26 protein-coding genes are annotated in these 26,167 nt (G+C 65.6%); 15 read left to right on the top strand and 11 right to left on the bottom strand.

Annotation, left to right across the window (positions count from 1 at the left end; translation table 11 throughout):
- Positions 1 to 3 precede the first annotated feature (3 nt).
- Complete coding sequence (locus CH295_RS12845; protein WP_094740914.1) at positions 4 to 2,268, bottom strand: HNH endonuclease signature motif containing protein; 2,265 nt, start codon at positions 2,266 to 2,268, stop codon at positions 4 to 6.
- 143 nt (positions 2,269 to 2,411) lie between these two features.
- Between CH295_RS12845 and CH295_RS12840 the strand changes: the two genes are divergently transcribed.
- On the top strand, positions 2,412 to 2,684 hold the full coding sequence (locus CH295_RS12840; RefSeq protein ID WP_094740913.1) for a hypothetical protein: 273 nt from the start codon (positions 2,412 to 2,414) through the stop codon (positions 2,682 to 2,684).
- Here the strand turns inward: CH295_RS12840 and CH295_RS12835 are convergent.
- Positions 2,681 to 3,490, bottom strand: a complete 810-nt coding sequence (locus CH295_RS12835) for an IclR family transcriptional regulator (protein WP_094740912.1) — start codon at positions 3,488 to 3,490, stop codon at positions 2,681 to 2,683. The two genes, CH295_RS12840 and CH295_RS12835, sit on opposite strands and share 4 nt — an antisense overlap.
- A gap of 110 nt (positions 3,491 to 3,600) precedes the next feature.
- Between CH295_RS12835 and CH295_RS12830 the strand changes: the two genes are divergently transcribed.
- Entirely contained in the window at positions 3,601 to 4,362 is a 762-nt protein-coding gene (locus CH295_RS12830; RefSeq protein WP_037188043.1) for a CoA transferase subunit A, read from the top strand.
- On the top strand, positions 4,359 to 5,000 hold the full coding sequence (locus CH295_RS12825) for a 3-oxoacid CoA-transferase subunit B (protein WP_094740911.1): 642 nt from the start codon (positions 4,359 to 4,361) through the stop codon (positions 4,998 to 5,000). Before CH295_RS12830 ends, CH295_RS12825 begins: the two co-directional genes overlap by 4 nt.
- Positions 5,001 to 5,079: 79 nt before the next feature.
- Here CH295_RS12825 and CH295_RS12820 read toward each other — a convergent pair whose 3' ends face one another.
- Positions 5,080 to 5,928 carry an aldo/keto reductase gene (locus CH295_RS12820; RefSeq protein ID WP_094740910.1) on the bottom strand — a complete coding sequence of 283 codons (849 nt, stop codon included), beginning with the start codon at positions 5,926 to 5,928 and terminating at the stop codon, positions 5,080 to 5,082.
- Positions 5,929 to 5,982: 54 nt separating this feature from the next.
- On the opposite strand from CH295_RS12820, the gene CH295_RS12815 reads away from it, so the two are divergent.
- From CH295_RS12815 to CH295_RS12795, 5 genes are all read left to right on the top strand, one after another.
- Positions 5,983 to 7,656, top strand: coding sequence for a phospholipase D family protein (locus tag CH295_RS12815; RefSeq protein WP_094740909.1), 1,674 nt, complete (start codon positions 5,983 to 5,985; stop codon positions 7,654 to 7,656).
- Positions 7,657 to 7,700: 44 nt separating this feature from the next.
- A complete protein-coding gene (locus CH295_RS12810) occupies positions 7,701 to 8,654 on the top strand; it encodes a 1-phosphofructokinase family hexose kinase (RefSeq protein WP_094740908.1) in 954 nt (317 codons plus the stop codon).
- Positions 8,651 to 9,400: a 5'/3'-nucleotidase SurE gene (gene surE / locus CH295_RS12805; RefSeq protein WP_094740907.1), complete on the top strand. Its 750-nt coding sequence runs from the start codon at positions 8,651 to 8,653 to the stop codon at positions 9,398 to 9,400. The genes CH295_RS12810 and surE overlap by 4 nt, the downstream gene beginning before the upstream one ends.
- A 94-nt stretch (positions 9,401 to 9,494) precedes the next feature.
- A complete protein-coding gene (locus tag CH295_RS12800; RefSeq protein ID WP_094740906.1) occupies positions 9,495 to 10,547 on the top strand; it encodes a M4 family metallopeptidase in 1,053 nt (350 codons plus the stop codon).
- 10 nt (positions 10,548 to 10,557) lie between these two features.
- Entirely contained in the window at positions 10,558 to 10,839 is a 282-nt protein-coding gene (locus CH295_RS12795; RefSeq protein ID WP_052047354.1) for a protealysin inhibitor emfourin, read from the top strand.
- Between the two features lie 8 nt (positions 10,840 to 10,847).
- Here the strand turns inward: CH295_RS12795 and CH295_RS12790 are convergent, their stop codons facing one another.
- From CH295_RS12790 to CH295_RS12780, 3 genes are read right to left on the bottom strand one after another with little or no spacing between them, the layout of a single operon-like run.
- Positions 10,848 to 11,507: an NADPH-dependent F420 reductase gene (locus CH295_RS12790; protein WP_094740905.1), complete on the bottom strand. Its 660-nt coding sequence runs from the start codon at positions 11,505 to 11,507 to the stop codon at positions 10,848 to 10,850.
- 37 nt (positions 11,508 to 11,544) lie between these two features.
- Positions 11,545 to 13,035, bottom strand: a complete 1,491-nt coding sequence (locus CH295_RS12785; protein WP_094740904.1) for a flavin-containing monooxygenase — start codon at positions 13,033 to 13,035, stop codon at positions 11,545 to 11,547.
- A 26-nt stretch (positions 13,036 to 13,061) separates the two neighbouring features.
- Positions 13,062 to 13,928, bottom strand: a complete 867-nt coding sequence (locus CH295_RS12780) for an SDR family oxidoreductase (RefSeq protein ID WP_094632394.1) — start codon at positions 13,926 to 13,928, stop codon at positions 13,062 to 13,064.
- A gap of 73 nt (positions 13,929 to 14,001) precedes the next feature.
- Here CH295_RS12780 and CH295_RS12775 point away from each other — a divergent pair, with 73 nt between their 5' ends.
- Positions 14,002 to 14,646, top strand: coding sequence for a TetR/AcrR family transcriptional regulator (locus CH295_RS12775; protein WP_094632392.1), 645 nt, complete (start codon positions 14,002 to 14,004; stop codon positions 14,644 to 14,646).
- An 8-nt stretch (positions 14,647 to 14,654) separates the two neighbouring features.
- Here the strand turns inward: CH295_RS12775 and CH295_RS12770 are convergent, their stop codons facing one another.
- Positions 14,655 to 15,656, bottom strand: a complete 1,002-nt coding sequence (locus CH295_RS12770) for an EamA family transporter (protein ID WP_037188019.1) — start codon at positions 15,654 to 15,656, stop codon at positions 14,655 to 14,657.
- 39 nt (positions 15,657 to 15,695) lie between these two features.
- Between CH295_RS12770 and CH295_RS12765 the strand changes: the two genes are divergently transcribed.
- Positions 15,696 to 16,229: a CGNR zinc finger domain-containing protein gene (locus tag CH295_RS12765; RefSeq protein WP_037188016.1), complete on the top strand. Its 534-nt coding sequence runs from the start codon at positions 15,696 to 15,698 to the stop codon at positions 16,227 to 16,229.
- 69 nt (positions 16,230 to 16,298) lie between these two features.
- Positions 16,299 to 16,610, top strand: a complete 312-nt coding sequence (locus CH295_RS12760) for a hypothetical protein (protein ID WP_052047353.1) — start codon at positions 16,299 to 16,301, stop codon at positions 16,608 to 16,610.
- Between the two features lie 32 nt (positions 16,611 to 16,642).
- Here the strand turns inward: CH295_RS12760 and CH295_RS12755 are convergent, their stop codons facing one another.
- The 4 genes from CH295_RS12755 to CH295_RS12740 are packed head-to-tail and all read right to left on the bottom strand — an operon-like array spanning position 16,643 to position 22,125.
- Positions 16,643 to 18,094: an aldehyde dehydrogenase family protein gene (locus CH295_RS12755; protein WP_094740903.1), complete on the bottom strand. Its 1,452-nt coding sequence runs from the start codon at positions 18,092 to 18,094 to the stop codon at positions 16,643 to 16,645.
- Positions 18,095 to 18,132: 38 nt separating this feature from the next.
- A complete protein-coding gene (locus tag CH295_RS12750) occupies positions 18,133 to 19,656 on the bottom strand; it encodes a carotenoid oxygenase family protein (protein ID WP_094632384.1) in 1,524 nt (507 codons plus the stop codon).
- Positions 19,649 to 21,280: an FAD-dependent monooxygenase gene (locus tag CH295_RS12745; protein WP_252342022.1), complete on the bottom strand. Its 1,632-nt coding sequence runs from the start codon at positions 21,278 to 21,280 to the stop codon at positions 19,649 to 19,651. Before CH295_RS12745 ends, CH295_RS12750 begins: the two co-directional genes overlap by 8 nt.
- A gap of 59 nt (positions 21,281 to 21,339) precedes the next feature.
- Positions 21,340 to 22,125: an IclR family transcriptional regulator gene (locus CH295_RS12740; protein ID WP_094740902.1), complete on the bottom strand. Its 786-nt coding sequence runs from the start codon at positions 22,123 to 22,125 to the stop codon at positions 21,340 to 21,342.
- Positions 22,126 to 22,272: 147 nt separating this feature from the next.
- Here CH295_RS12740 and CH295_RS12735 point away from each other — a divergent pair, with 147 nt between their 5' ends.
- From CH295_RS12735 to CH295_RS12720, 4 genes are read left to right on the top strand one after another with little or no spacing between them, the layout of a single operon-like run.
- On the top strand, positions 22,273 to 23,859 hold the full coding sequence (locus CH295_RS12735) for an MFS transporter (protein WP_094740901.1): 1,587 nt from the start codon (positions 22,273 to 22,275) through the stop codon (positions 23,857 to 23,859).
- A gap of 1 nt (position 23,860) precedes the next feature.
- Entirely contained in the window at positions 23,861 to 24,364 is a 504-nt protein-coding gene (locus CH295_RS12730) for a DUF3237 domain-containing protein (RefSeq protein WP_052047352.1), read from the top strand.
- A 1-nt stretch (position 24,365) separates the two neighbouring features.
- Complete coding sequence (locus CH295_RS12725; protein ID WP_094740899.1) at positions 24,366 to 25,298, top strand: VOC family protein; 933 nt, start codon at positions 24,366 to 24,368, stop codon at positions 25,296 to 25,298.
- A 3-nt stretch (positions 25,299 to 25,301) separates the two neighbouring features.
- Positions 25,302 to 26,129 carry a fumarylacetoacetate hydrolase family protein gene (locus CH295_RS12720; protein ID WP_094740898.1) on the top strand — a complete coding sequence of 276 codons (828 nt, stop codon included), beginning with the start codon at positions 25,302 to 25,304 and terminating at the stop codon, positions 26,127 to 26,129.
- Positions 26,130 to 26,167: the final 38 nt, after the last annotated feature.

Below are 26,167 nucleotides of genomic sequence, written 5' to 3'. Positions count from 1 at the left end.
CGCCTAGAACGGCGGTGCTGCCGTGTCGTTTGTCTCGGGCTGTCGGTTGTCGGGTGGGTCGGGGTAGGCGATGATGCCGGATCGTGTCGGTCGGGTGGGGATGTGTGGTGTGAGGTCGTTGCCGAGGATGGGGACAGCTGTGCCGTTGGTGGGCAGGGTGATTCGTGTGGTCTTGAATGTGGATCTCCAGAGGATGGCTCCGCCGGGGAGCATGGTGGTGGTCCAGTAGCCGGCGGTTTTGACACTGTGGTGGTATTCGCAGAGGCATTGGAGGTTGTTGACGGTGGTCCAGCCTCCGCCGAGGGGGTTGGTGTGGTCGAAGGGGGTGATGTGGTCGAGTTGGCAGCGTGCGGCGGGTCGGTGGCAGCCGGGGAAGCGGCAGTGTTTGTCGCGGAGTCGGACGGCTGCGGTGGTGAGGGTGTCGGGTCGGTAGATCAGGGCGCGGTCGGTGAGCGGGTCGCGAGGTACTGATTTTCCGAGGGTGGGATCGGCGGCGATAGCAGCTTCGAGTGCAGCGGCGAGCGATGCGTTGCCGAGGTAGATGCCACTGGCTGTACAGCCGGTGCGGTTGCCCGAACGACCGAGGCCCGACTGGTTCAGGGCGGCGCGGTTCAGTGTCGGGAGATCGAGGGCAGAGCTGTGCCGTGTGCCCCGGCCGACGGGGGTGTGGGTGCAGAACAGGGCTGCGGCGGAGGTCAGCGATTGGGTCCGTCGTGGTCCGTCTTCGTCTCCGCCAGGGTCGGGGGGAGCTGGATCTGCCGCTGGATGGGCAGCGGTGTCCGCGGTCTGACCCGCCAGCGGAGCCGGTGAGGTTGTCGTCCCCGGCAGCGGCGCAGGTGCTTGTGCTGGATCGGGTGTTCGAGGTGATTCGCCGGTCGGGTCGGGTGTCGAACTCGATGTGTCGAACGGACCTCGGGCCGATGCTGCATGCGATGGTGCTGCATCGGAGCCACGGCCGGGATCTTTTTCCTTGCCGGAGACAGAGTCCGCCGCTGTCGCCGGTACTGGCGCAGTGGCCGTTGCCGTCGCGCTGGTCGGCGAGGGCGCGGGGTCGGGTGCGGGTGCGGGTGCCGTGGATGATTCGGCATCGGTGTCGGCATCGGTGTCGGCATCGGTGTCGGCATCGGTGTCGGCATCAGTGTCGGCATCAGTGTCGGCATCAGTGTCAGTGGATGTGCCAGTGGTCGTGCATGATTCGGATTCAGTCGCCCGTACCGAGTCGCTACCGGTGCAGCTGCGAGTCTCGGGAGCGTTTGTTGCCGAAGCAGCGTTCGTGTCCGTGTCGTTCACCGGATCCGACGCTGAGTCCGACTCCTGCTGCTGGTCTGTCGGTGTTCGTTCCCATTCCCCGGTCTCCGGGTTCTGGACTGCCAGTCCGAGTTTCTCCGCAAGAGTCACCGCCTCGGTGAGCAGGATCTGCCAATGGCTGTTGCGTGCCAGCTCCTGCGCGAGATCGGGGTCGATGGAACCATGCCCGGCCAGGTAGGCGGGGTTGGCGAGCAGTCCGATGAGGGTGGCGATATCGACGGTGATCATCGTCAACGACACCCGCCGATCCGGCAACACGGCGTCGTTCTTCGGGCAATCCTCGCGGTGGCACAGGCATGCCAGTCGGGGTTCGCCGTGCATGCGGGCCATGAACGCATCACACAGGCGTTCTTTCTTCCCGCGCGGATCCTTCGAGCAGAGGGTGTCGGCCATTTCCTCGAGGAGTTGCCATGCGGCGGCCGCTTCGGGTGCGGTCAACTCGGCTCGGATGCGGGCGAGTTCGCCGGCGGGACTGTAGGTGACGGTGCGGAACTTCTTCGCGAACTCCCGCAGCGCCGCTGCTTCCTCCGGAGCAATCCGCAGCAGGATGTCCCAGATCGCCTGCTCGAGCGGGCCCGGGGACGACCTCCGCGCCGCCTCGACCACCTCTTTCTCGACCGACCTGACGATGGCGTCGGAGAGGTTGTCGAGGATCCGGCATACGGTCCGCACGCGGGGGAGGTCGATCTCCCCTGTCTCGAACGCTGCCCGTAGCAGTGGGAGCCGGGTGTGCAGGGCGACTCCGACGGACACATACGATTCGGCGACCGTCGCCGAGCAGCCCAACGCGACAGCCATTTCGGTGCGTCCGTATCGGCTGTAGTGCTTGTGCTCGGTGTCGCGGGTGATCCAGTCGCAGTGCACGGTGTAGCAGGCGCTGATCTTGCGCGCCGCGTGCCGATTCTCCTCACGCGCGGCAGCGGTCAACGCCTCCAGCGACACAGTCGGTAGTGCACCCATTTTTTCACCCCCCGGTGAGCAACAATTCAGAACGTGCGTTCGAACCGAAAGAAGACTAACCCGGGCCACCGACAAGAACGCAGGAGCCGAAATTGGGGCGGCTGACCTGCCGCTTTCCGCCGATTCGTTCTACACTCCACTCCATGAGCGAGCCCGATTCGACGTCGTCAGAACTGGTGGAGTTGCGCGAGCGTGCGGCCCGCGGTGATCAGGATGCCATCGACGAGTTGGTCGAATTCGCGGGCTCTCGAAACGACCTCGACGAACTCCGCTCCCTCGCCGAGGCAGGCAGCAGCGATGCCGTCGACATCCTCGTCGAGCTCGCCGGTGAACGTGGCGACCGCGCCGAGTTGAAGAGGTTGGCCGCCGCAGGCAGCCTAGACGCCGCGGACATTCTGGAGGAACTCGACAGCTAAGCGGGCCGCTCCCCCAGTTGCACGGTGAGTCGGTGTGCCGCGTCGAGCAGCAGCTTGCCCAACTCCCGGCGCCGATCATCACGGAATCGTGTCTCGACACCCGTCAGGCTCAATGCCCATGCCGGACCTCCGGCACGGTCGAACACGGCGGCGCCGAGGCCCCAGCTGCCTTCCACCAGCAACGCCGGGTTGACGGCGAATCCGGTGGTGCGGGTGTGTGCGATGCGGCGTCGAATCTCGCTGTCGGAGTGGTCTTCTCCCCACTCGGGCACCAGGTCCACTCCACCGAGATACTCGTCGACTTCCCGGTCGGGAAGGTGCGCAAGAATGGCCAGGCCTGCGGACGCCACCCCGAGCGGCAGCCGAATGCCCTCGTACAACACGTGTGAGCGCAGGGGAAAGCTCCCTTCCACCCGAAGCAGACACACGGTCTCCGCCCCACGCCGCGCCGACAGAAACGCACTCTCTCCACTCTCGGTGGCCAACGCCTGCACTATCTTTCGAGCCTGGTCGGTGATGTCGTACCGCAATGCCGCCATCGATCCGAGCAGATAGATCTCCGGGCCCAGTGACCAGTGGCCGGTGGCGGCGTCGCGGTCGACGAATCCTTGGTCGGCCAGAGACGCCAGTAGGCGATGTGCGGTCGGCCGCGCGATTCCGGTCGCCCGAGCGAGCGCGGTGGTCGAGGCGCCCGACGGCTCCTCGGTTCCCGCTGCGCGCAGCAACGAGCAGATCTTGCCGATCACACTTGCGTTGGCATCCGGTGACGTCACCCGGCCATCGTACGTCCACTCAGCGGACGCCATATCTCCATCCGTTCACCGAACGAGCAAAATCCACCATTCACTTCATCCAGATACACAGCTCAGGTTCACTGAGTGCAACGTTTGCTCAACGAACACATCAGGAGCTGCAAGTGACTGGAAAGACCTATGCGTCCGCCGCCGAGGCGGTCGCGGACATCGGCCGAGGAGCGACCCTCGCGGTCGGTGGCTTCGGATTGTGCGGCATCCCCGACGCCCTCATCGAAGCCATCGCGAACACCGATGCCGACGAGCTCGAAGTGTTCTCCAACAACTGTGGCGTCGACGGCTACGGACTCGGAATCCTGTTGGCCGCCGGACGCATCCGCCGCGTCACCGCCTCGTACGTCGGCGAGAACAAGGAATTCGCCCGGCAGTATCTCGCCGGCGAACTCGAAGTCGAACTCACCCCCCAAGGCACACTCGCCGAACGACTCCGCGCTGGCGGCAACGGCGTCCCCGCATTCTTCACCCCCGCCGGGGTCGGCAGCCCCATCGCCGACGGCGGAATGCCGTGGCGCTACGACGCCGACGGTTCCGTGTCCATCGCATCGCCGCCCAAGGAGACGCGAGTGTTCGGCGACAAGCGGTACGTCCTCGAAGAATCGATCAATGCCGACTTCGCGCTGGTGCACGCCGAAACAGGTGACACGGCAGGCAATCTCGTGTTCGACAAGACCGCGATGAACTTCAACCCCCTCGCCGCGATGGCAGGCAAGATCACCATCGCGCAGGTCGAGAACCTCGTGGAGCCGGGCGAGATCGACCCGGCCCACGTACATCTTCCCGGCGTGTTCGTCCAACGCGTCGTGCACACCGGGCCACAGGACAGGCGCATCGAAAAGCGCACCGTCAGTTCAGGAGTTCGAGCATGAGCACAGGATGGACGCGCGATCAGATGGCCGAACGCGCCGCAGCAGAGATGGTCGACGGGGAGTACGTCAACCTCGGCATCGGCCTGCCGACACTGATCCCGGGATATCTGACCGACGACGTCAAGGTCACGCTGCACTCGGAGAACGGCATCCTCGGCACGGGGCCGTACCCCACGGAGGACAAGGTCGACGCCAACCTCATCAATGCCGGCAAGGAGACCGTCACCGTCAATCCCGGTGCAGCGTACTTCGATTCGTCGTTGAGCTTCGGGATGATTCGCGGCGGCCACATCGACACCGCGGTGCTCGGCGGCATGCAGGTCTCCAGAACCGGTGACCTCGCAAACTGGATGGTGCCCGGCAAGATGGTCAAGGGCATGGGCGGCGCAATGGACCTCGTGCACGGTGCCCGGCGCGTCATCGTCGTCATGGAACACACCGACCGCGACGGGAACCCGAAGATCCTCGACGCTTGCACCTTGCCGTTGACCGGCCAAGGCGTCGTGAATCGCATCATCACGAACCTCGCCGTCATCGACGTCGTCGGCGACGGAACCCTCGCACTCGCCGACCTCGCACCCGGTGTCACTTCCGAAGAGGTCGCCGCCGCAACGGGATCCGCGCTCACGATCCCGTGACAGCAAGCCCGTGAAACAGAACCCGTAAAACAACTGTGGGCTCGAACGTGCGAAACGTTCGAGCCCACAGTTCGACGTACTAGTCCGGAATCATGTCGAAGGTGTCCGGGTTCGGGCCGTTGCGGCCCTGCTCGCCCTTGTCCAGGGCGGTGATGGCGTCGACATCGGCAGAGCTGAGCTCGAAGTCGAAGATCTCGAAGTTGGCCTTCACCCGCTCCGGCGTCACCGACTTCGGGAAGATGATGTTGCCGCGCTGAATGTGCCAGCGGAGCACAACCTGCGCGACGGATTTGCCTGTCGCGTCGGCGATTCGCTGCAGTTCGGGGTCGTCGAGAACGTTGCCCTGAGCGATCGGAGACCACGCCTCGGTGGGAATCGCGTGCTCACGGCCGTACGCCCACACGTCGCTGTTCACGAAGTACGGGTGCACCTCGATCTGGTTCACGGCAGGGACCGTTTCGGTCTCTTCTGCCAGCCGGTCGAGGTGGGCCGGCTGGAAGTTGGAGACACCGATGTTGCGGGCACGGCCGTCGGCTGCGAACTCCTCCAACGTTTTCCACGTGGAGACGAAGTCGCCGTCGTAGCGGGTCGGGAGCGGCCAGTGGATGAGAAAGAGGTCCACGTAGTCGGTTCCGAGATCGCTGAGCGTCGCGTCGAACGCCTTCCGCGCATCGTCGGGCTTGTGGAAGCCGTTGTTGAGCTTGCTGGTGACGAAGACCGATTCACGGTCGAGGCCGGAGTTGCGGATACCTTCGCCGACCTGCTTCTCATTTCCGTACATCTCGGCGGTGTCGATGTGGCGGTAGCCGATTTCGAGGGCCGTTTCGACGGCCTGGGCCGTCTTCTCGGGATCGATCTGGAACACGCCGAAGCCGAGCTGCGGGATCTGCTTGCCGTTTCTGAGCGTGACGTTGGGTACCTGAGTCATATCGCTCGGGTGCCCGCCCTCCCGCCGCTTCAAACCGGATGAAATGATGCCAACGTGATAGTGCAGCGCATCCGGCGCGTCGTCGATGGGGTTGCCGAGAATCTCGGCCGGTCCACCGCAGCTCTGACAGCCCCGACTCGGCACTTCGATCCGGCGCACCCGTGGTTCCTCACTGCGGTCGAGCGCGGCAACGACGACACCCGAATCGCAGCCTGGACCGAGGGCAACCGCGTCGAGAATCTGGTGCACGGCAAGACGTACTTCGCGGCGCTGGCGCAGGCACTAGCGCGGACCGAACGCGATGATCTGGTGCTCTTCACCGACTGGCGCGGCGACCCGGAACAGCTGCTCACCGACGACGGCGTGACCGTCGAGGACGCGCTCACGGCCGTCGCGCACCGCGGTGGCCTCGTGAAGGGCATGGTGTGGCGCTCGCACATGGAGACACTCGGCTTCACCGGTCCGAAGAATCGCAAGCTCGCTCTGCGGCTCGAGGAGGCCGGCGGCGAAGTCATTCTCGATCAGCGCGTGCTGACCCTCGGAAGCCATCACCAGAAGTTCGTCGTCATCCGCTATCGACGGCCCGAGGTGGCCGACGTCGCATTCGTCGGTGGCATCGATCTGGCCCGTGCCCGACGCGACGACGCCGATCATTTCGGCGATCCGGTCTCGCGTCCCTTCCCTCCCGAGTACGGCGAGATCCCGGCCTGGCACGACGTGCAGGTCCAGCTCGAGGGCCCCGCAGTGCGGGACGTCGAGGATGTCTTTCGCGAGCGCTGGGAGGATCCCGCAGCCCTGTCCCGCCTCCCCTGGCACGCCGTACCCGACATGCTGCGCGGTGTGACTCGCGAACCGTCGGAGCTACCGACTGCGGCTGCGCCTCCGGATCCGCGGGGTACGTGCTCGGTTCAGCTGCTGCGCACCTACCCGCGTCGGCGTCCCGCCTACCCGTTCGCCACCAAGGGCGAGCGCAGCGCGGCACGTGCGTACGCCAAGGCTCTGCACCGAGCAACCGAGTTGATCTACATCGAGGATCAGTACCTGTGGTCGGTCGACGTCGCGCGGGTGTTCGCCGCGGCACTGCGTCGCAAGCCGAACCTGCGGTTGGTGGTGGTGGTTCCCAAACACCTCGACGACGACAGCAATCTCACCATTCCGTCTGCGCTGCTGGGACACTCGGCCGCACTGGGCGTCATCCGCGCTGCCGGCGGTGATCGAGTACTGGTCCTGGATATCGAAAACGACCGCGGCATACCGGTGTACGTGCACTCGAAGGTCTGCGTCATCGACGACATCTGGGCAGCGGTGGGTTCGGACAACTTCAATCGCCGCTCCTGGACCCATGATTCGGAGTTGACGGCCGCCATCATCGACGAAGAACGGGACACTCGCGAACCTCTGGACCCGGCAGGCCTGGGCGACGGTGCTCGAATTCACGCCCGCAACCTACGTCTGGAACTGATTCGCGAGCACCTCGGCCGCGCCGACGGTGACGACGCCGATCTGGTGGATCCCCAAGGGTTCTTCGATGTGGTCTCGGCCAGTGCGACCGCGCTCGACAACTGGCACCGCAACCCGTCCTCGGGCCCGCGCCCTGCCGGCAGGCTTCGCCGACACGAGATCTCCGTGCCACCCGTGTGGCAGCAACGACTCGCTGCCTTCGCGTACCGCCTGTTCGTCGATCCCGACGGCCGCCCGATCGGAATGCGCCTGCGTCGTCGTTTCTGACGTGCTCGTCGTTTCGGACCTGACATTTCGGGCATGCACAGTCGGTGCCCTCCTCCTCTCGTGACCTCAGTGCTCTCGTCTTCGCCCCCTCCCCGCTGTTGACGGTGACCCTCGACAAAGCTCCCAACGGCAACACCGAACTGCACGTGCACGCCGGCGGCCAGGGCCACTGGATCGCTCGGATGGCCACGGTGCTCGGCCTCGACGTCACGCTGACGGGAGTGTTCGGCGGCGAGATCGGGGGCATTCTGCGCGACATCGTCGAGCGGGAGGGCATCTCCGTCGTCTCCGTCGACATCGGCCAGGAGAGCGGCTCGTACGTTCACGATCGCCGCAGCGGTGAGCGTGAAATCCTGGCCACGGTCGACCCACCACCGCTGGCCAGGCACGCCCTCGACGACCTGTTCAGCGCGGCCCTCGCCGCCGGTGCCCGCAGCGACGTCTCGATCCTCGGCGGACCGCACGAAGACGACATCGTTCCGCCCGAGGTGTACGAGAGGCTGTGCGCGGACCTGACCGCCCTGGGCAAGACGGTGGTGGCCGACCTGTCCGGACCGACCATGATCGCTGCGCTCGCCGGCGGCCTCACGGTGCTCAAGGTCAGCCACGAGGACCTCATCGCCGACGGCCGGGCCGAGTCCGAGGACCCGGCGCACCTCATCGACTCGATGCGGCAGATGCACGACGACGGCGCGGAGGTCGTCGTGATCTCGCGGGCAGGAGATCCGGCCCTGGCACTGGTGGACGGCGACGTGCTCGAAATAGTCACGCCGGGACTGCGCATGGTCGATCACCACGGAGCAGGCGATTCGATGAGTGCAGGCATCGCCGCAGGGCTGGCTCAGGGCCTGTCGGTCCCGGAGGCGTTGCGACTCGGCGGCGGAGCGGGCACTGCCAACGTCACGCGGCGCGGCCTGGGTAGCGGGCGACGCGACCTCGTTCTCGGCCTCACCGAGTCGGTGGAGGTTCGTCCGTACAAGAAGGCAGGCAAGAAATGAGAGCCCTGATCACCAACGACGACGGCGTGCACAGCGAGGGCATCGCCCTGCTCGCGCGGGTGGCCGTGGAGGCCGGTCTCGACGTCGTCGTGGCCGCGCCGCACGAGGAGCGCAGCGGGGCCAGCGCGTCGTTGACCGGCATGGGCGTCGACGATCATCTCGGTATCGAATCCGTCGCCATCGCCGGCCTTCCCGATGTACCGGCCTACGCGGTGCAGGCGTCACCCGCTCTCATCGCGTTCGTGGCCACCCGCGGGGCGTTCGGCGACTCTCCGGATCTGGTGCTCTCCGGTATCAATCACGGACCGAACACCGGTGCCGCCGTGCTGCATTCGGGCACCGTCGGTGCCGCATTGACGGCGCTGACGCATCGGGTTCCGGCGATGGCACTGTCGTCGATCGCCACGGAGCCTGCCCATTGGGCGACGGCCGAGCACGTGGCCCGTATCGCGGTGACATGGATGATGTCCCACGGCCCGTCCGACGCGGTCGTCAACGTCAACATTCCGGACGTTCCACTCGCGGAGTTGGCGGGTATCGTGCCGGCATCGCTGGCCCGCTACGGCGCGGTACAGGCCGAAATAGGCGATCGCGGAGAGGATTTCGTCACCGTTCGCTTCGACGAGATCCGAGCCGAGGACGACGATTCCGACGCATCGCTGTTGGCCCGCAACTGGGCGACGTTGACGGCGATCCGACCGCCCAGCGAGGTGGAGGGAATCGACCTGTCGGCGATGCGCGGCTGACCTGTGTCGTCCGAGCTCACCGAGATGTGTCGGTGGTGTCGTGCACACTGGGAACTACCACCGGACATGCCACGGACCTAGGGGGTCACCGCGTATGACGTTTCATTCTGTAGTTCCACCGTTTCTGCTCGAGCGGTTGCAGGGTGCGGGTGCTCGCGCCACGCTGCTCGCCGATCGTGAGATGCGTGCCGGACGCGAGGTGGCGCAGGCTCGCACCGCCATCGCTCCGCGCACCGGCGGCACGCTCGAGCGCACGATTTCCGATGCCGAGTCCACTCGCGATCTCCCCGGCCGACAGGTGCGCGCCGAGGGCGAGGAAGCAACCGGAGACGCTGCGACCGACGAGGCGTACGACGGCCTCGGTGCCACGTACGCATTCTTCGACGAGGTCTACGGGTACTCGAGTCTCGACGGTAGCGGGCTGCCCCTCGACGCGACGGTGCACTACGGCCAGGACTACGACAACGCGTTCTGGGACGGCTCTCGGATGGTGTTCGGCGACGGTGACGGCGAGGTGTTCGCTCGGTTCACCGTCTCGCTCGGCGTCATCGCCCACGAACTCGCGCACGGCTTCACGCAGTACACCACCCCGCTCGAGTACAAGGACCAGGCCGGCGCGCTGAACGAGTCCATCTCCGACGTGTTCGGCGCACTCGTCGAGCAGTACACCGCGAAGCAGAACGCCGAGGATGCGTCGTGGCTGATCGGTGAGGGTCTGTTCCTGCCCGCCGTTCAAGGAAAGGCGCTGCGCTCGCTGCTCGAGCCCGGCACCGCGTACGACGACGACGTCCTCGGCAAGGATCCGCAGCCGGCGAGTATGGACGATTTTGTCGTCACCACCGAGGACGACGGCGGCGTGCACATCAATTCCGGTATCCCGAACCGCGCCTTCGCCGTTGCCGCCACCACGCTCGGTGGTCCGGCCTGGGACCGCGTCGGTCAGGTCTGGTTCGACACGATGACGGTCGGCGGACTGTCACCGACGGTCGATTTCGCAGGCTTCTCCGCCGCCACGATCGCGGCGGCGAACGAGCGATTCGGAGCCGGTTCCGACGTTGCGAGGGCCGTGGCCACGGGTTGGTCTACCGTGGGGGTGAAGACAACAGGGCTCGAGTCCCTACCGAAGCCGAACGACGATCGGGTGTGATCGAGGGCAGATGAGCCTGCGCATCGAGGTACTGCGAACCGGCGGTGTCGCCGGGATGTCCAAGCGCGGCGTCGTCGAGACCGACGAGCCGGAATGGCAGTCGTTGGTCGAGGCCGCGCAGCCGTACATCGCCGATCAGCAGTCCACCGATCCGGCCGAGTCCAACGCCCGTGACACCTTCGTGTGGAGTGTGTCGGTGGGTGAGCACTCGTGCCGAGTGGGCGATTCGAGCCTGACCGGACCTCTGCGCGACCTCGCGGAGCGCACACTCCGCGAGGGTCGCGTCAAGTAGCCAGGGCCTCAGGCCTTCCACTCCGCACTGCGTTCTTCGGTCGCCTGACCCAGCGCCTCGACGAGGGCGTCGACTCCGAAGTCCTTGCCGTACGAAGGCGTTCCCGGCTGCTGACGCCACGACTGGGCGAGGGTTCCGCCGTCGACGGGGTCGAATCCGAGCTCGTCGATCACCGAGAACACGATCTTCTTGGAATCGTCGTCGTCCCCGGCGACCGGCAGTGCGATTCGACCGCTGGTCCCGGCCGGCACGCCCTTCTCGAGCAGGTGCTTGTACCAAATTCCGTTGAACGCCTTGATCACCGGCTCGCCGAGTTGCTGAGACACCCACACACTTTCGGGCGTCCCACCCTCGATGTCCTCGATCGACCCGTCGCGCTGCTGCGGGTAGTAATTGTTGGTCTCGATGATCGGGGCTCCCGGTTTGCGGGCGCTGACAATTCCCGGGGCCAAGTCGGGAACGTTCTTCTGCGGAATGCTCAGAAGCACCAGGTCGGCGTCCTGCGCGGCGTCGGCGGCCCACACCGCCGTCGCTCCGGTTTCCTCGGCCAGATCCGCCAAGGTCTCCGGGTCGCGCGAATTCGAGAATCGAACCTCGTGACCGAGTGCTGCCCACCGACGAACGAGGGTGCCGCCGATGAATCCGCTACCGATGATTCCAATTTTCATATCGAGAACCAACGCACCCGAACCGAAACAATTCCCGTCAGGATCCGACGGATACCTTCGACCGGGGACGGCCGAACTTCATGGCCTTGTCCACGACCTTGCCGTACCGCAGAACCGGCAGGTCGCGGAAGTAGTTCATGCGCAGCTTCCATGGGGTCTCGCTCCCCTGCCTCGGGAAGTTGTCGACGGCTCGAAGCACGTAACCCGCTGCGAAGTCCAGGAACGGTTCTTCGTCGACGGACGGATCGCGCTCGAGTTCGACCGTGCTGTACCCCTTCTCGTCCATGTGCGCGAGCAGACGCATCACGTAGTTCGAGACCATGTCGGCCTTGAGTGTCCACGACGCATTGGTGTAGCCGACGACGAAGGCGAAGTTGGGGATCCCGGTGAGCATCATGCCCTTGTATGCCATGGTGCTGGGCAGGTCGACGTCGTTGCCGTCGATGCGGAACTGCGCACCGCCGAGCGCGGAGAGGTTGAGTCCCGTTGCGGTGACCACGATATCGGCGTCGAGGTGCTGGCCGGACTTCAGCTGCAGGCCGGTTTCGGTGAAGCGTTCGATGTGATCGGTGACGATCGAGACCTCGTCCTTGCGGATCGAACGGAACAGATCGTTGTCGGGCACCAGGCACAGACGCTGATCCCACGGGTTGTAGGACGGGGTGAAGTGGGTGTCGAGGTCGTATCCCTTCGGCAGCCACCCCTCCTGCATCGTGCGGATCCGCTTCTTCATGAACTCCGGGTACTTCTGGCTCAGGGTGTAGATGAGCATCGCCATGGACACGTTCTTGAGCCGAGTCACGCTGTACGCCAACTTCTTCGGCAGTCGCTTGCGCAGGGTCTGCGCAATCGGGTCCTGCGACGGAAGCGAGAGGATGTAGCTGGGTGAGCGCTGCAGCAGCGTGACGTGCTCGGCGTCGCGAGCCAGGTTGGGGGCCAAAGTGATCGCTGTTGCGCCGCTGCCGATCACGACGATCTTCTTGCCGGAGTAATCCAGATCCTCGGGCCAGTGCTGTGGATGAATCACCTGGCCGCCGAAGTTCTCCTGACCGGCGAACTCGGGGGTGAACCCCTTGTCGTAGTTGTAGTAACCGCTGCAGGAGAACACGAACGACGCGGTGATCGTGACCGTCTCGTCTGTATCGCTACGGTGCGCCGTCACCGTCCAGAACTGCTGCTCGCTCGACCATTCGAGGGCAATCACCTTGTGATGGAACCGAATGTGCTTGTCGACGCCCGCTTCTCTCGCGGTCTCGACGATGTAGTTGCGGATGTCGGTGCCGTCGGCGATGGATTTCTCACCCATCCACGGCTTGAAGCTGTATCCGAGGGTGTACATGTCGGAGTCGGAGCGAATCCCGGGATAGCGGAACAGATCCCACGTTCCACCGATCGCGCCGCGGCTCTCGAGAATGGCGTAGGTCTTGCCGGGCAGATCGTGCCCGAGGTGGCGCGCGGCCCCGATCCCGGACAGGCCGGCACCGATGATGAGGACGTCGACCTCGGGAGAGGGCAATACGGCAGTCATGTCAAAGATTCCTTCGATGTCCGATGTCAGCTGGTCTTGTTGCGAGCGCTCTCGGACCTGCCGAGGCGGGCTACTTCTTCGTCCATCTTCGGCAGGATCGTCGGCACGTGCTCGAGCATGCTGCGATCACCGACCCGCGAGGTGATGACGGCTTTGAACCACGACGCCGCGCCCACCCACCGCGGCACGTAGACGCGCCGCTTGCGCTTGGCCAGGCCGTCGACGAATGCGTCGACGCACTGATCGACGGTCATCGTCTTGCCCAGCGGGCCGGGGAGCACCGCGAGCAGATCCTGGAAGGCGGTGAGATCGGATTTGGCGTCCTGCACCATCGGTGTGTCGATCCACGCCATGTGTGCGGAGCCGACGTCGACACCTCGGTAGTTGACCTCGAGCCGGAGCGCATTCGCAAAGTGTTCTGCTGCAGCCTTACTGGCGTTGTACGCGGCCAGGCCGGGGCAGGGGGTGAACGCGGCGAGCGAGGAGACGACGAGGACGTAGCCGTTGCGTTCGATGAGCGACGGCAGAGCGGCGCGGACGGTGTTGAACACGCCCATCACGTTGATGTCCATGACGCGTTGGAACGTGGCGGGATCGACTTGCATGATCGATCCGTAGCTGGCGATTCCGGCATTGGCGAGCACCAAGTCGATGCCGCCGTACGCCTCGATTCCGCCGTCGACGGCGCGCTGCATGTCGTCGAGGTTCCGAACGTCTGCCACGAACGCCTCGGCCTTCAGCTGCGTCGCCAGCTCTCGCAGCGGGGCCTCGTCGACGTCGACGAGTACCAACCGGGCACCGCGTCCGGCCAGCGCCCGCGCCGTTGCGGCACCGATTCCCCGTGCTGCTCCGGTGATCAGAACGACCTTGTTGCGTAGCGTCGACGCCGCCATGTGCTCCCCCTCCATCGGAATGCCTGTCTGCGAACACTTTGCATCTGATACCGAGCGGTGTCAAGATCTGTGTGTGTCCACGCATCACAGTGAAGTCGGCCGCACCTACCGAGGTGCCGACCCGCAGCAGCGGCAGCAGGAGCGTCGAGTTCGCCTGCTCGACGCAGCCGTCGAGGTCTTCGGCACCACCGGCTACCGGACGGCAACCGTGGAGAAGGTGTGCAGCGAGGCAGGCCTGACCAAGCGCTACTTCTACGAGTCCTTCACCAACAGCGAGGACCTGCTGATGGCGACCTACGCCCGCGCAACCGACGCCATGCGCCAGAACATCCTGGCCGGTGCCGCCGCCGAGGCCGACTCGACCGAACAGGTTCTCCGAGCCGCTCTCACCGGCTTCTTCACCTTCGTCGCCGAGAATCCGAAATCTGCGCGCATCGCCTTCGTCGAGATTCTCGGGGTCTCGTCCACCGTCGACGCGCTCTACCGCAAGACCACGACCTCGTTCTCCGAGACGGTGCTCCAGGTGGCCGAGGGGGTCGGTTCCAGCCGCGGGCTCGCCGGGCCCAACCGTCGAACATTGGCCATGGGCCTGGTGGGTGCGGTCCTCACCATCGCCCAGCAGTGGCTGCTCTCCCCCGAACGCGAACCGCTGGACTCGGTGATCGCCAGCGCCCACACCATCCTGGCCGCGGTGGTGTTCGGACGCGTCGACGGCTGAGCGTCAGCTCAAGGCCTACTCTGCAGCGGCTCCACCGGCTCGTCCGCAGTGGCACGCTCTCCAGATTTGACGACGACGACGCCGAGCAGAACCAGTGCGCCACCGGCCAATTGGATCGGTGCCGGTGCCTGCCCGAGCAGCAGCCACGCGAACACCAGTGCGGCAACGACTTCCATCAATCCCATGAACGACGCCAACCGCGACCCGAGACGTCGGCCAGCCGCGATCCCGAGAACATAGGCCAGCGCGGCGGTCACGACACCGAGGCCGATGATCGGAACCCACCACGGCACAACGGCATCGACGAAGGTGACGTCGGTGAGCGGGGCAGCGAACGGGACGATGCCGATCAGTCCGGCGACCAGCAGGATGAGCCCACCCGTGAGCAGTCCTGCCCCGGCGAGCACGATCGGCGGGAGTCCGTTGCTCTCGTCCGCGGACAGCACCCAGTAGACGGCCGCACCGACCATCGAGCCCAGCGCCCACAGCACGCCGACGGTGTCGACGTCGGCACCGGAGATCAGGTCGAGCACGAGCACAAGACCCATTGCGGCGAGCAGCGCGCCCACCACGGTCAGGCGGCCCGGACGTTGCTGGTGCCGGAACCACATCCAGCCGATGACGGCCACGGGCGAGGTGAACTCGATCAGCAGCGCCACGCCCACCTCCATCCGGCCGACGGCGTTGAAGAAGGCGAGCTGGCACCCTGCCACCGCGAAGGCTCCGTACGCGAGGAGCAGCTTCCAGTTCTTGGCCAGCAGGCTCCACCGCCCGCGCAACGCGAGGATCGACGGAATCAGCAGGACGGCTGCGGCAAGCAGAATGCGCGCGGTCACCGCGGCCCCGGCGGTCCAGCCTGCGTCGAGCAATCCCGTGGCGAGCGAGCCGGAAAGCCCGAAGGACGCCGCCGAGAGCAGCGCGAAACCGAGCCCCGAGAGTCGACGCGACCGTGCCGCAGCGTTGTGTTCGACCGCACGATTCACCTGCGCGTCATGAGTGTAAGCCGTCATGACATGTGACAGTAGGCAGTGACTTGGTAAGGTGTCAACATGCTTTTTGCTCATGACGCGGAACTGTCGTTGTTGTCCGCCGTGGCATTGGTCAATTCCGCCGAGGACCCGGACACGTTGACCACGCGCGAGCAGTTGGCCGAGTTCATCTCCGAGCAGGGCTATTCCGGCCGCTTCGACGGCGACGAGGAGGAGCTCGAGGCGGTGAGAGCCCTGCGGCCGACCTTGCGATCACTGCTCACCAGCAGTCGAGACGACGCGGTGGTCGAGGTCAACCGATTGCTGGCCGAGTCCTCCGCCCTGCCGCGACTGGTGCGCCACGGAGACCTCGACTGGCACGTTCACGCGGTGGCCGACGACAGTCCGCTCGCAACCCGCATCGTCGTCGAGACCGCGATGGCCATGATCGACGTCATCCGCGCGGACGAGCTCTCGCGCTTCGACGTCTGCGCCGATCCGGACTGCAACGGGCTGGTCCTCGACCTCTCGCGCAACCGGTCCCGCCGATTCTGCAGCACCACCTGCGGCAACCGAGCAGCCGTCGCCGCGTACCGGGCCCGCAAGGCTCAGTAGCACCACGGGGGCTTAATCGATCGGCTTTCGGGTATCCGCCGTCCGAGCTGATCGAAAGGAATTGCCCCTATGGTCGAGAAAAGGCCTACCAAGACAAGCTGGGCCAGAGCAGTCGAGAACATGCTGGCCGTCATCCTGATCTTCGCCGGGATCGCCGCTGCGGGCGGTCTGATCGCCGCATTGGCGGGCGGTTTCGAGGGATGGGCGATCATCGCCGGAATTGCCGTGATCGTGTTGTTCGCAGGCGGATTCTTTGCCATCCGCGACGGTGCCCGACGACGCGCCCTCGAATCGAACACCGTCGTCTACGCCCCGGACAACACCGACGAATTGTTCGACGTGGACCCGAGTACCGGAGAGCGAACCCCGCACCGCGACTAGCGCGATCGTGCGGGTTCGCCCGGCCAGGTCGGTCAGAACGGATACTTCTGGATGTCCGACTGCATCGTGACCCACTGCAGGTCGCAGAAGGTGTCGAGGTTGACGGTGGTGCCGAAATGCCCGCCCGATCCCGAGGCCTTGACTCCACCGAACGGGGCCACGGCCTCGTCGTCGATCGTCTGATCGTTGATGTGCACTGCGCCGGAACGGATTCGGTCCGACAACTCGTACGCCGCGAACGGATTGGCGGTGACGATCGCAACGGACAGACCGTATTCCGAGGAATTGATGATGTCGATGGCCTCGTCCACGGTGCGGTACGTCGTGATCGGCGCGACCGGACCGAAGATCTCCTCGGTGAACGCGGGTGAGTCCTTCGGCACGTTGGCGAGCACGGTCGGCCGGTAGTGGAGACCGTCGAACGTTCCGCCCGCGGCCAGTTCGGCACCGGCCGTCACCGTGGCCTGCACGATGCTGTCGACTCGCTTCAACTGGTTCTCGTCGATGATGGGCCCCAACGCATTCGACGGGTCGGTCGGATCGCCGACGGTGATGCGTTCGGCGATCTTCGCGAGCTCCGCTGTGTACTGCTCGGCGAGATGCTCGGGAACGAGGTGCCGACCCGACGCCATGCAGATCTGTCCCTGGTGCAGGAACGATCCCCACGCGCCCGCCGATGCAGCGGCCTCGATGTCTGCATCGGGCAGCACGAGGAACGCGTTGTTTCCGCCGAGTTCGAGGTGGACCTTCTTGAGCAGCGGCGCAGCGGCTTCCGCGATTCTGCGGCCGGCGGCCGTGGATCCGGTGAAGGAGATGCACGGGACGTCGGGGTGCGAGACGAGAGCGGCTCCCACATCGGCACCCGAAGGCAGTACATGCAACAGACCGTCCGGCAGTCCCGCTTCGGCGAAGATCTCGGCGAGGATCAGCCCACCCGAAATCGGTGTTCGCGGATCGGGTTTGAGAACGACGGCATTGCCGACGGCCAGAGCAGGCGCGACCGACCGCATCGACAGTACCGCTGGGAAGTTGAACGGGCTGATCACGCCGATGACGCCCATCGGAACGTAACGCCCCATCGAGAAGCGGGACTTCGCGCTCCGCAGTACCTGCCCGTAGGGCTGCGACGCCAGAGCGGCCGCCTCGGTCAGTTCGGCAAGAACCAAGCCGACCTCGGCCCCCGCCTTGCCGTGACCGGACCCCGATTCGGGAACCAGCCACCGCGTCAGACGCTCGGGGTTCTCCGCCACAAGCGCCGCAGCCTTCGTCATGACCGACGCCCGCTCGGGGTAGGGCTTGGCGGCCCATTCTTTCTGCGCACGTGCGGCTTTCGCGACAGCACGATCGAGGTCGGCGACGTCGGCAGCACCGACGGTGGCCACAACCGACCCGTCGGACGGCGCGGTCACGTCGAGGGTTCCACCACCGCCGTCCACCCATCCGCCGTCGAATATCTTCGCCGTCCACGCCAGTGTGTTCGCCATGTCAGTCCTGCTCTTTCTTTCTCGATGTTCTTTCTTCGTTACCGCTGGGCTGCGATCGCTGCGTCGAGCACCTCGGCCTCGGCCCAGGATCCGTGGAACGCGAACGGAACTCGGACGGGAAGCTTGACGCGTGCGAGAGGTTCGCGGGTGAACGCGTCGGCCTCGTGCACCAGTAGCTCGGACAGTCCGGTCGCCGGATTCCACCACAGGGTCAGCAGATATCCGTCGTTCTCGGCGCTCGCTCCTCGACGCTGGACGAAGACCGGTTCGCTGGGGCTGGTCAACCCGTCGGGCCCTTCGAGCACGATCGTCTGGCCGGTGGAGAAGTCATGGCGCGCAAGCCCATCCGTCAGGGTCAGCGGCGACAGATCACGGGTGGTGGCGAAGTAGCCGAAGCGATTCTCCTTGCCGAGCCACGCGTCGTTGATCTTCGGGAATTCACCCGCCACTCCGCTGTGCATGTGCTGGGTGGTCGTCCTGGTCGCGGTATCGAGCACGAACCGCCAGGCCATCGCAGGTGGAAACCAGGAGTGCGAGTCGATCGGCTCGTCCGAGTCGTCGACCGGATTGCCCAGACGCGCGATGACGTGCAGATCCACCACGATTCCTGTGGCAGTTTCGTGCGCGTTGAAGAAGTGCGTCGGGGCCAGCATCAGGCCGGTGTCGTACCAGGTCACCTCATGGGTGCGACGGTCGAGAACGGCGAACCTGCTGCCGTTCGGTGTAGCCGATTCGTCCCAGAGCACACCGGGCCGCCCCGCCATGATGCGGTCGAGGCGGAACTGGTTGGGCGAGATGAGGAAGATCGCGAGGTGTTCGCTCACGATGTAATCGTGCACCATTGCCGGACAACCCATGTCGAAAGTGACGGTATCGACGACGGTGCCGCTGGTATCGGCCTCGTACCAGGTCAGATTCGGCCCGATGGCAGAGTAGAAGAGCATGTTGCCCGTTGACGGTTCGATCTTGTAGTGCGCCGTGCACAGGATGTCGAGTGCGCCACCGAAGTCGTACGTGCCCTGCGTGTCGAGAGTTTCGGGGTGCATCGAATGCGGAAGTCCGCCTTCGTAGTACACCAGCAGATGGTCGGCGAACAGGCCGACGTTGGTGTTGGCGACACTCTTGGACGGCGGCGCGCCCACGGGCAGATCCCGCCTGGCCTTGCCCGAACCGTTGACGAAACCGCTGTACAGCGCTTCCCCGGCCTCGACCTCGATCTTCATCGTGTCGGTGTGCACCCACTTCATCCGGAACGACGCCTTACCGTCGCGGATGTAGGTGCCCGCGACTCCGCCGTCGCCCTCCCACCAGTGGTAACGGTCGGTGTCGAGTGGCTCGAAGCGGGGATTGTCGGCAATTCGGAACAGCGCGCCGGCGAGGTCGTCGGGGAGTTTCCCGATCACCTCGAGGTCGAATGCCTCGGTCTCCTCGTGCCAGGGCGCGAACGGTCCGTTCAGGAACTTGTTGGACGTGTTCCAGTCGACGTCCGCGTTGTGCCGCGGAGTCGCAGGCGCGGTGCGTCGGACCAGTGTCGTCGGGAGCGGGGTCGGTACTTCACGCATAGCTGATGCCTTTCGTCTCGATGTAGGACAGTTCGGAAGGGCTCGGGGAAGATCCGGTCCACGACGCCACTGCGGCTCCGACTGCGGCTCGAACCCCGTCACCGTCGTGCGGATGCCACGCGGCTGCGACGAAGCGGTCGGGCCGGATGAGCACGAATCTTCCGGTATACGTGCGCATCTCGTCGTCCAACCGACCGTCGACGTCGAGCAGAACGTTGATGCCGTCGATTCTCGGTACCGTGCCATCGGTGGGCACGGCGGCCTCGACCGCATGCAGGCCGCGGGCGACAGCACGCGCGTGCGCCCACTCCACCGTGTCGTGCACGTCGACTCCCACCAGCGCCCAACCGGTTCCGAGGATCTTGTCGAGCGGGCGGATGGTGCGGGTGGCCGAGTCGAAGGCCCGGGGTTGCCCGATCACGCTCCCGGTGTCGTCGCCGGGGAGTACGAGCCCGTCGGAGAATCGGTAGGGCGGACGGTAGGCCATGGTCTCGAACCAGCGTCGCCCGTTCACGGTGGCCAATGCGGCTCGGACCAACTCGTCGCGCCTGGCCGCGATTCGAGGATTGGTCGTCATCACCACGCGGCCCAACCGCTCGGATGCGCGTACCACCGCGGCGGCGTGCGGGCCACGCTCGGATTGGTATGTGGCCAGCACACTTTCGTGCAGACAACCCTCGAGCACGCCGGCCAACTTCCACGCCAGGTTCGCGGCGTCGCGAATGCCGGAGTTCAGACCTTGACCGGCGAACGGCGGCATCATGTGTGCGGCGTCGCCGAGCAGGAAGCAGCGCCCGAGCTGCCATCGATCGGCCACGAGGCCGTGGAAGCGATAGTTGACGGCTCGTTCGACCTGGGCTGGTGTGATCGGCCGGTAGCGCGAGACGAGCTTGTCGATGAGCTCGAACGGTGGCGCGTCGGTGGCCGTGCCCTCGCCCTCGAACAGGCGGAATTCGTATCGACAGCGGCCACCGAGACCGGGCACCACCACGTGCGGCCTGCTCGGATCGGCGTGGTGCATACCGTAGCGCTCGGTGTGCGGGTCGCCGAGCGTGTCGACCACCAACCACAGTTCCGGGTGGCTGCGCCCGATCATGCCGATTCCGAGCAGGTTTCGGACGGTCGATCGTCCGCCGTCGCTACCGAGGAGATAACGAGCCCGCACCGTGCGTCCACCCGCTTCGATGGCCACGGCGTCCGCGTCCTGCACGATCGACGTGACCTCGGTGTCGAACCGTACGGTGACATTGCGCGCCGTATGCAGCGCCCCGGCCAGTACACGCTCGAGATCCGGTTGCGCGAACGGGTTCTTGAAGGGGTAGCCCAGTCGGTAGGCACTCTCCGCGCCGCCGTGGAACAGCGGTTCGTCGTCGAGGCCGTAGTAGCGGGTTCCGGTGCCGGGCACGACGATCGGCAGGATCTTGTCGATGACGCCTGCCTGCTGGTAGGTGCGCAGTGCCTCGTCGTCGATGCTGATCGCTTTGGGTTCGTCGCTCGTCGTCGAGCGCCGCTCGAGAACGACGACGCGAAGCCCTCGTGCAGCGAGCAGCAGGCCCGCGGTCATCCCGACCGGACCGGCACCGCAGATCGCTACGTCGTAGAGGGTGTCGAATCTCTTGTCCACACCACCAAGGTAGCGCGCATCACGTTAAATAGGAATGCTGTCCCATAAAATAGGACACGCTACGAGCTGACGACGGCCAATCGTGCGGACAGAGCATCGGCCGCCGCCCGCACCGCGGTGACGAGCACGTCGGTTCGGTCCTCGGGAACGCGACGCCTGATCGCCACGATGCTCAATGCGGCTGCCACCGAACCGGACTCGTCGAAGATCGGTGCGGCGATTCCCATCGCGTCCGGGTCCACCTCGGCGACGGTCAGTCCGTAGCCGGTGGTCCGGATCCGCTCGAGACGATCGACGAGGCGATCGACGTCGGTCAACGTTCGATCGGTGAAGCGTTGCAGCTCGTGCCGACCCAGGATCGAGCGGATCTCTTTCTCCGGCAGCCAGGCCAGGAGCGTCAATGCCGATGCGCCGGCGTTGATGGGCAACCGACTCCCCCGCTCGTAGCTCAGGCGCACCAGCTGCTTGGCCCCCTCGCACCGCTCGATGCACACAGCCGTGTCGTCGACGAGCCTGGTCAGCAATACGGTTTCACCCACCTCGTCGGCGAGTTCACGCATCACCGGCTGGGCAATGGTGGTCAATCCGTAACCGCGCCGGGCCAATCGAGCAAGTTCGAGCACCGCGACACCCAACCGAAAGCCGCCGTTGGGAGCTTCCTCGAGAAACGATGCGCCGACCAACGTCTGCAGATATCGGTACGCCGTGGAGCGGGCGCTACCGAGGGCCTCGGCGACGTCGTTCGCGCTGATCTGCAGGCGATCGTCGGTGAACATTCCCAGGATTATCAGTGCGCGGTCGGCCGTGCTGTTGCGTTCTCTGTATCCACTCGTCTCCGATGCCATGTTTCCATCCTAGTTCTGATTGTCAGGACTGCAGTGTCATCAAATGAATCTTTGCCCTTGACAGCTGTGATCCAGGCCATGAACACTGTCCTGTATTAGACAACAGTAGTCCTGCTTTACAGGACACGGCCTCCGGACGAGGAACTCATGAAACCCACCCAACCCAAGCTGGATCGCGGCACGCTCATCGCCTGCTGCCTCGCGATCGGCGTCGCCCAGATGGGCGTTTCCCTCGCAGCGCCCATTCTCGGTGTGATCCAACGCGACCTCGGAGCGAGCGCTGCGGCGCTGGCCTGGATCCCGGCCGCGTTCATCCTTCCCACCGCCATACTCGAGCTCAACTTCGGCGTACTGGGCGACATGTTCGGCCGCAAGAGGCTACTCGTCTGGGGTGGCGTGCTCGTCTTCGTCGGAGACGTCGTCGCCGGAACGTCGGGAACTCTGACGCAACTGATCGCCGGGCAGGCCATCGCCGGACTCGGTGCTGCCGCAATCTTTCCCACGTCACTGGCGATGCTGGTCTCGGCAACCCCCGAACGTCAGGAGCGAGCCCGCGCCCTGTCTCTCTGGGCCGTCAGCCTGGCGTTCGGTGCCATGATCGCCCCGCTGATCAGCGGCTTCGCGGCCGAACACTTCAGCTGGGGCTGGTCGTTCGCCATTCCCGCCGTGCTGGGTCTCGTCACCGCCGCGGTCAGCGCTGCGGTGATCGTCGACTCGCGTCATCCCGCCGGACGCGGACTCGACTGGCCCGGCCAGATCACCATCGCTGTCGCACTGCTCGCCCTGCTGTACGCGGTGATCCAGGGCTCCGTGGACGGCTACTCGAGCCCCGCCATCGTGGGCACTTTCGTTCTTGCCGTAGCGGCATTCGTCGCGTTCGTGATCAGCGAGCAGCGAGCCCGCACCCCGATGTTGAACCTTGCGCTGTTCCGGACGCCTGCCTTTGCCGCGGCCGCCCTGATCGGATTGCTCGCGATGTTCGGCTTCATCGGAACCGCCTACGCGCTCAGTGTGAAACTCGAAGCGATCCTGCACGTCAGCCCGCTGCAGGCCGCTCTGCCGTTCGCCCTCATCCAAGCCGTACCGCTGCTCCTCACTCCGTTGCTTCCGCGCCTGTTGATGCGCGTCGCGGCGCGCACACTGCTGGTCACCGGACTGGCGGCACTGGCCATCGGTCAGATATGGATGGCTCAGCTACCCGGTGACTCCACCTCGCTGCTCGCTATGACCGGCCCGATCCTGCTGCTCGGCACCGGCTTCATCACCATGTTCACCGCACTGACGGCCGTCGCCGTCGGAGCCGTCGCCATCGACTACGCCGGAATGGCAAGCGCAGTAACCAGTCTCGTTCGCGAGACCGGCCAGAGCCTCGGCCCCGCGATCGTCAGCGCCGTGGCCTTCGGAGTTGCCGGAGCCACCCTCACCTCCAGTCTGTCCGACGGTTCCCTCCCTCCCGAGGCGGCGGGCGTGGCCTCCGGCGTCGCCGAGCAGGGCGGGCCGTTGGCGGTGGCCAACGCCGATCTCGGCCCGATCTCGGATCTGGTTGCACCGCTTGCCCGGACGGCTCTCGAAACCGGCCTGGACATCGGCATCTACGTCTGTGCCGGAGCCACCGTCCTGGCTGCGCTCATCGCCCTCGTCATCCCCGGCGGAGCCCCGAAGGGCCTCGATGCGGCCCCGATCGATGCGGCAGCGTCACCTGCGGCCGGGCGACTGCTGCCGGCGGGTGAGTGAGATGTCCACGCCCACTCTGAATCACGTCTTCACCCTCGACGTCGAGCTGGCTCCCCCGGTGGTCATCGGGTCGACCCCGCACGGAATGCGTCGGGTCATCCCGATCACCGGCGGCCGATTCCACGGACCGGCCGGATCCGGAACGATCCTGCCCGGCGGTGCGGACTGGAACCTGGTGCGCACCGACGGCGTCACCCATCTGTGGGCCCGCTACACGATCGTCACCGACGACAACGTGCCCATCATGGTCACCAACGAGGGCTGGGGTACCCAGGACGACGCCACCATGGAGCGCATCTTCGCCGGCGGCGGTGCCGACGTCGACCGCTGGTACTGCTCGACCAACCCTCGATTCGAAGTGGCCGACCCAGAGTGGAACTGGTTGAACCACAGCGTGTTCCTCGGCCGACTCTTGCCACCGAACCGCGGCGACCAGGTTCGGATCACCGTCTACACCGACGCCCCCGTCCCCACCCCATCGACGCCCCGAAAGGCAGATCACTGACATGACCACTCCCACCCGAAACAGACTGCAGGAAGGTGGTGCCGTGGGAACGCTGCGGCAGACCGCTGTCTCGCACATCGGTTTCACCGTTCCCGACGTCGCCGCGACCGCCGACTTCTACGGCCGCACCGTCGGTCTGACGGTGCAGGAAGAACTCGCGGGCGGAGGCCTGCGCCTCGGCTGGGGCCTCGGACACCATGTTCTCGACCTGACCGAGGGACCGAAGGGGCTGTCTCACTACGGCTTCGAGGTCCGTGACTCCGACGGTATCGCGGGGATCACCGCGCGGCTGAAGGACGCAGGCCACGACGTCACGAATCTGGATCCGTCCGTCATCGACCATGCCGTCGGCGCACCGTCGGGCATCTCGGTGACCGACCCCGACGGCACGACGGTGCATCTCCACGGGCCGGTCGCACGGCAGGGCGAGAACGCCGCCGATCCGGGACGACGCCCGATCAAGTTCCAGCACACCACTCTCGGCACCGACAACGTGGCGCAGATGGTGTCGTTCTTCGTCGACACCGTCGGGTTCCGCATCTCCGATCAGCTCGAGGACGGCAAGTTCGCGTGGCTACGCAGCGACCGCGATCACCACACTTTGGCCGTCGTCGAGAACGGCAACCCCGGCGATCTCGACCACTACTCCTACGACCTCGCCGAGTGGGAGGACTTCAAGTCCTGGTGCGATCGTCTCACCGAGATCGGCGTCGACGTCGTCTGGGGCCCGGGACGTCATGGCCCCGGCAACAACCTGTTCGTATTCTTCGACGATCCCGCCGGCAACCACATCGAACTCTCGGCCGAGATGGAGAAGTTCCACGACGACCGAGCCACGTACGTCACGCGGCAGTGGCGTCCGGTACCCGCGTCGGTGAATCTGTGGGGCGGACAACTGGCCAGCTGGCGCAAGACGAGTGAGAGCGAGATCTGACAGATGGCCTACATCAGCTACGAACACAACGGAATTCGTGGAGTCGGCGAGGTCGACGGCGATGCGCTGATTCCGCTGCAGGGCATTGCTGCGATCGGGCGTTCCAGTTCGCTCGAGGCACTCGCCGGCGCGGATCGACTGACCGAGGAGCGCCTGCCGATCGCCGACGTGCGCGTCCTGCCCGCAGTCACCGACCCGGCCCGAGTGATCTGTGTCGGCCTGAACTACCGCGACCACATCGCCGAAACCGGACGCGAGTTCCCTACGTACCCGGTGATGTTCCCCAAGTACGCCTCCAGCCTCATCGGTGCCTACGACGACATCGCCGTCCCGCCGGAAAGCTCCGAGGTGGACTACGAGGGCGAGATGGCGGTGATCATCGGACGCACCGGCCGACGCATCACCGAGGAGAACGCGTTCGATCACGTTCTGGGTTACACCGTCGCCAACGACATCACGATGCGCGACTTCCAGTACAAGACGCACCAGTGGATGCAGGGAAAGGCATGGGACGCAAGCACTCCCCTCGGCCCCCGCATCGTCTGTCCCGGCGAGGTGGACCTCGCGAGCTGCGGCATCCGCACCGTCGTCAACGGCGAGAAGGTCCAGGAGTCGGATCTGTCCCAATTGCTGTTCACGGTGCCGAATCTGATCGCGACCATCTCCACGTTCACCACCCTCGAGCCGGGTGACGTCATCCTCACCGGCACCCCCGGTGGCGTCGGATATCGCCGTAAGCCGCAACTGCTGTTGAAGCCGGGTGATCAGGTGTCCGTCGAAATCGACTCGCTCGGAACCGTCGACAACCTACTGGTGGCCGAGACGATCTAGAACTTCCCACGGCCGAATCGGACCGACGGCAGGGAACC

The sequence above is a fragment of the Rhodococcus sp. 14-2483-1-2 genome, from assembly GCF_002259405.1.
Classification (GTDB): domain Bacteria; phylum Actinomycetota; class Actinomycetes; order Mycobacteriales; family Mycobacteriaceae; genus Rhodococcoides.
Note: the sequence above shows the minus strand (reverse complement) of the source record. Positions and strands in the feature narration are given on the sequence as shown.

Coding starts and splice junctions, on each gene's coding strand:
- CH295_RS12735 (WP_094740901.1), top strand. CDS start 22,273: ATGAAACCCACCCAACCCAAGCTGGATCGCGGCACGCTCATCGCCTGC.
- CH295_RS12755 (WP_094740903.1), bottom strand. CDS start 18,094: ATGGCGAACACACTGGCGTGGACGGCGAAGATATTCGACGGCGGATGG.
- CH295_RS12825 (WP_094740911.1), top strand. CDS start 4,359: ATGAGCACAGGATGGACGCGCGATCAGATGGCCGAACGCGCCGCAGCA.
- CH295_RS12770 (WP_037188019.1), bottom strand. CDS start 15,656: ATGACGGCTTACACTCATGACGCGCAGGTGAATCGTGCGGTCGAACAC.
- CH295_RS12785 (WP_094740904.1), bottom strand. CDS start 13,035: ATGACTGCCGTATTGCCCTCTCCCGAGGTCGACGTCCTCATCATCGGT.
- CH295_RS12835 (WP_094740912.1), bottom strand. CDS start 3,490: ATGGCGTCCGCTGAGTGGACGTACGATGGCCGGGTGACGTCACCGGAT.
- CH295_RS12765 (WP_037188016.1), top strand. CDS start 15,696: ATGCTTTTTGCTCATGACGCGGAACTGTCGTTGTTGTCCGCCGTGGCA.
- surE (WP_094740907.1), top strand. CDS start 8,651: ATGAGAGCCCTGATCACCAACGACGACGGCGTGCACAGCGAGGGCATC.
- CH295_RS12820 (WP_094740910.1), bottom strand. CDS start 5,928: ATGACTCAGGTACCCAACGTCACGCTCAGAAACGGCAAGCAGATCCCG.
- CH295_RS12840 (WP_094740913.1), top strand. CDS start 2,412: ATGAGCGAGCCCGATTCGACGTCGTCAGAACTGGTGGAGTTGCGCGAG.
- CH295_RS12800 (WP_094740906.1), top strand. CDS start 9,495: ATGACGTTTCATTCTGTAGTTCCACCGTTTCTGCTCGAGCGGTTGCAG.
- CH295_RS12795 (WP_052047354.1), top strand. CDS start 10,558: ATGAGCCTGCGCATCGAGGTACTGCGAACCGGCGGTGTCGCCGGGATG.
- CH295_RS12760 (WP_052047353.1), top strand. CDS start 16,299: ATGGTCGAGAAAAGGCCTACCAAGACAAGCTGGGCCAGAGCAGTCGAG.
- CH295_RS12730 (WP_052047352.1), top strand. CDS start 23,861: ATGTCCACGCCCACTCTGAATCACGTCTTCACCCTCGACGTCGAGCTG.
- CH295_RS12845 (WP_094740914.1), bottom strand. CDS start 2,268: ATGGGTGCACTACCGACTGTGTCGCTGGAGGCGTTGACCGCTGCCGCG.
- CH295_RS12725 (WP_094740899.1), top strand. CDS start 24,366: ATGACCACTCCCACCCGAAACAGACTGCAGGAAGGTGGTGCCGTGGGA.
- CH295_RS12750 (WP_094632384.1), bottom strand. CDS start 19,656: ATGCGTGAAGTACCGACCCCGCTCCCGACGACACTGGTCCGACGCACC.
- CH295_RS12720 (WP_094740898.1), top strand. CDS start 25,302: ATGGCCTACATCAGCTACGAACACAACGGAATTCGTGGAGTCGGCGAG.
- CH295_RS12790 (WP_094740905.1), bottom strand. CDS start 11,507: ATGAAAATTGGAATCATCGGTAGCGGATTCATCGGCGGCACCCTCGTT.
- CH295_RS12780 (WP_094632394.1), bottom strand. CDS start 13,928: ATGGCGGCGTCGACGCTACGCAACAAGGTCGTTCTGATCACCGGAGCA.
- CH295_RS12740 (WP_094740902.1), bottom strand. CDS start 22,125: ATGGCATCGGAGACGAGTGGATACAGAGAACGCAACAGCACGGCCGAC.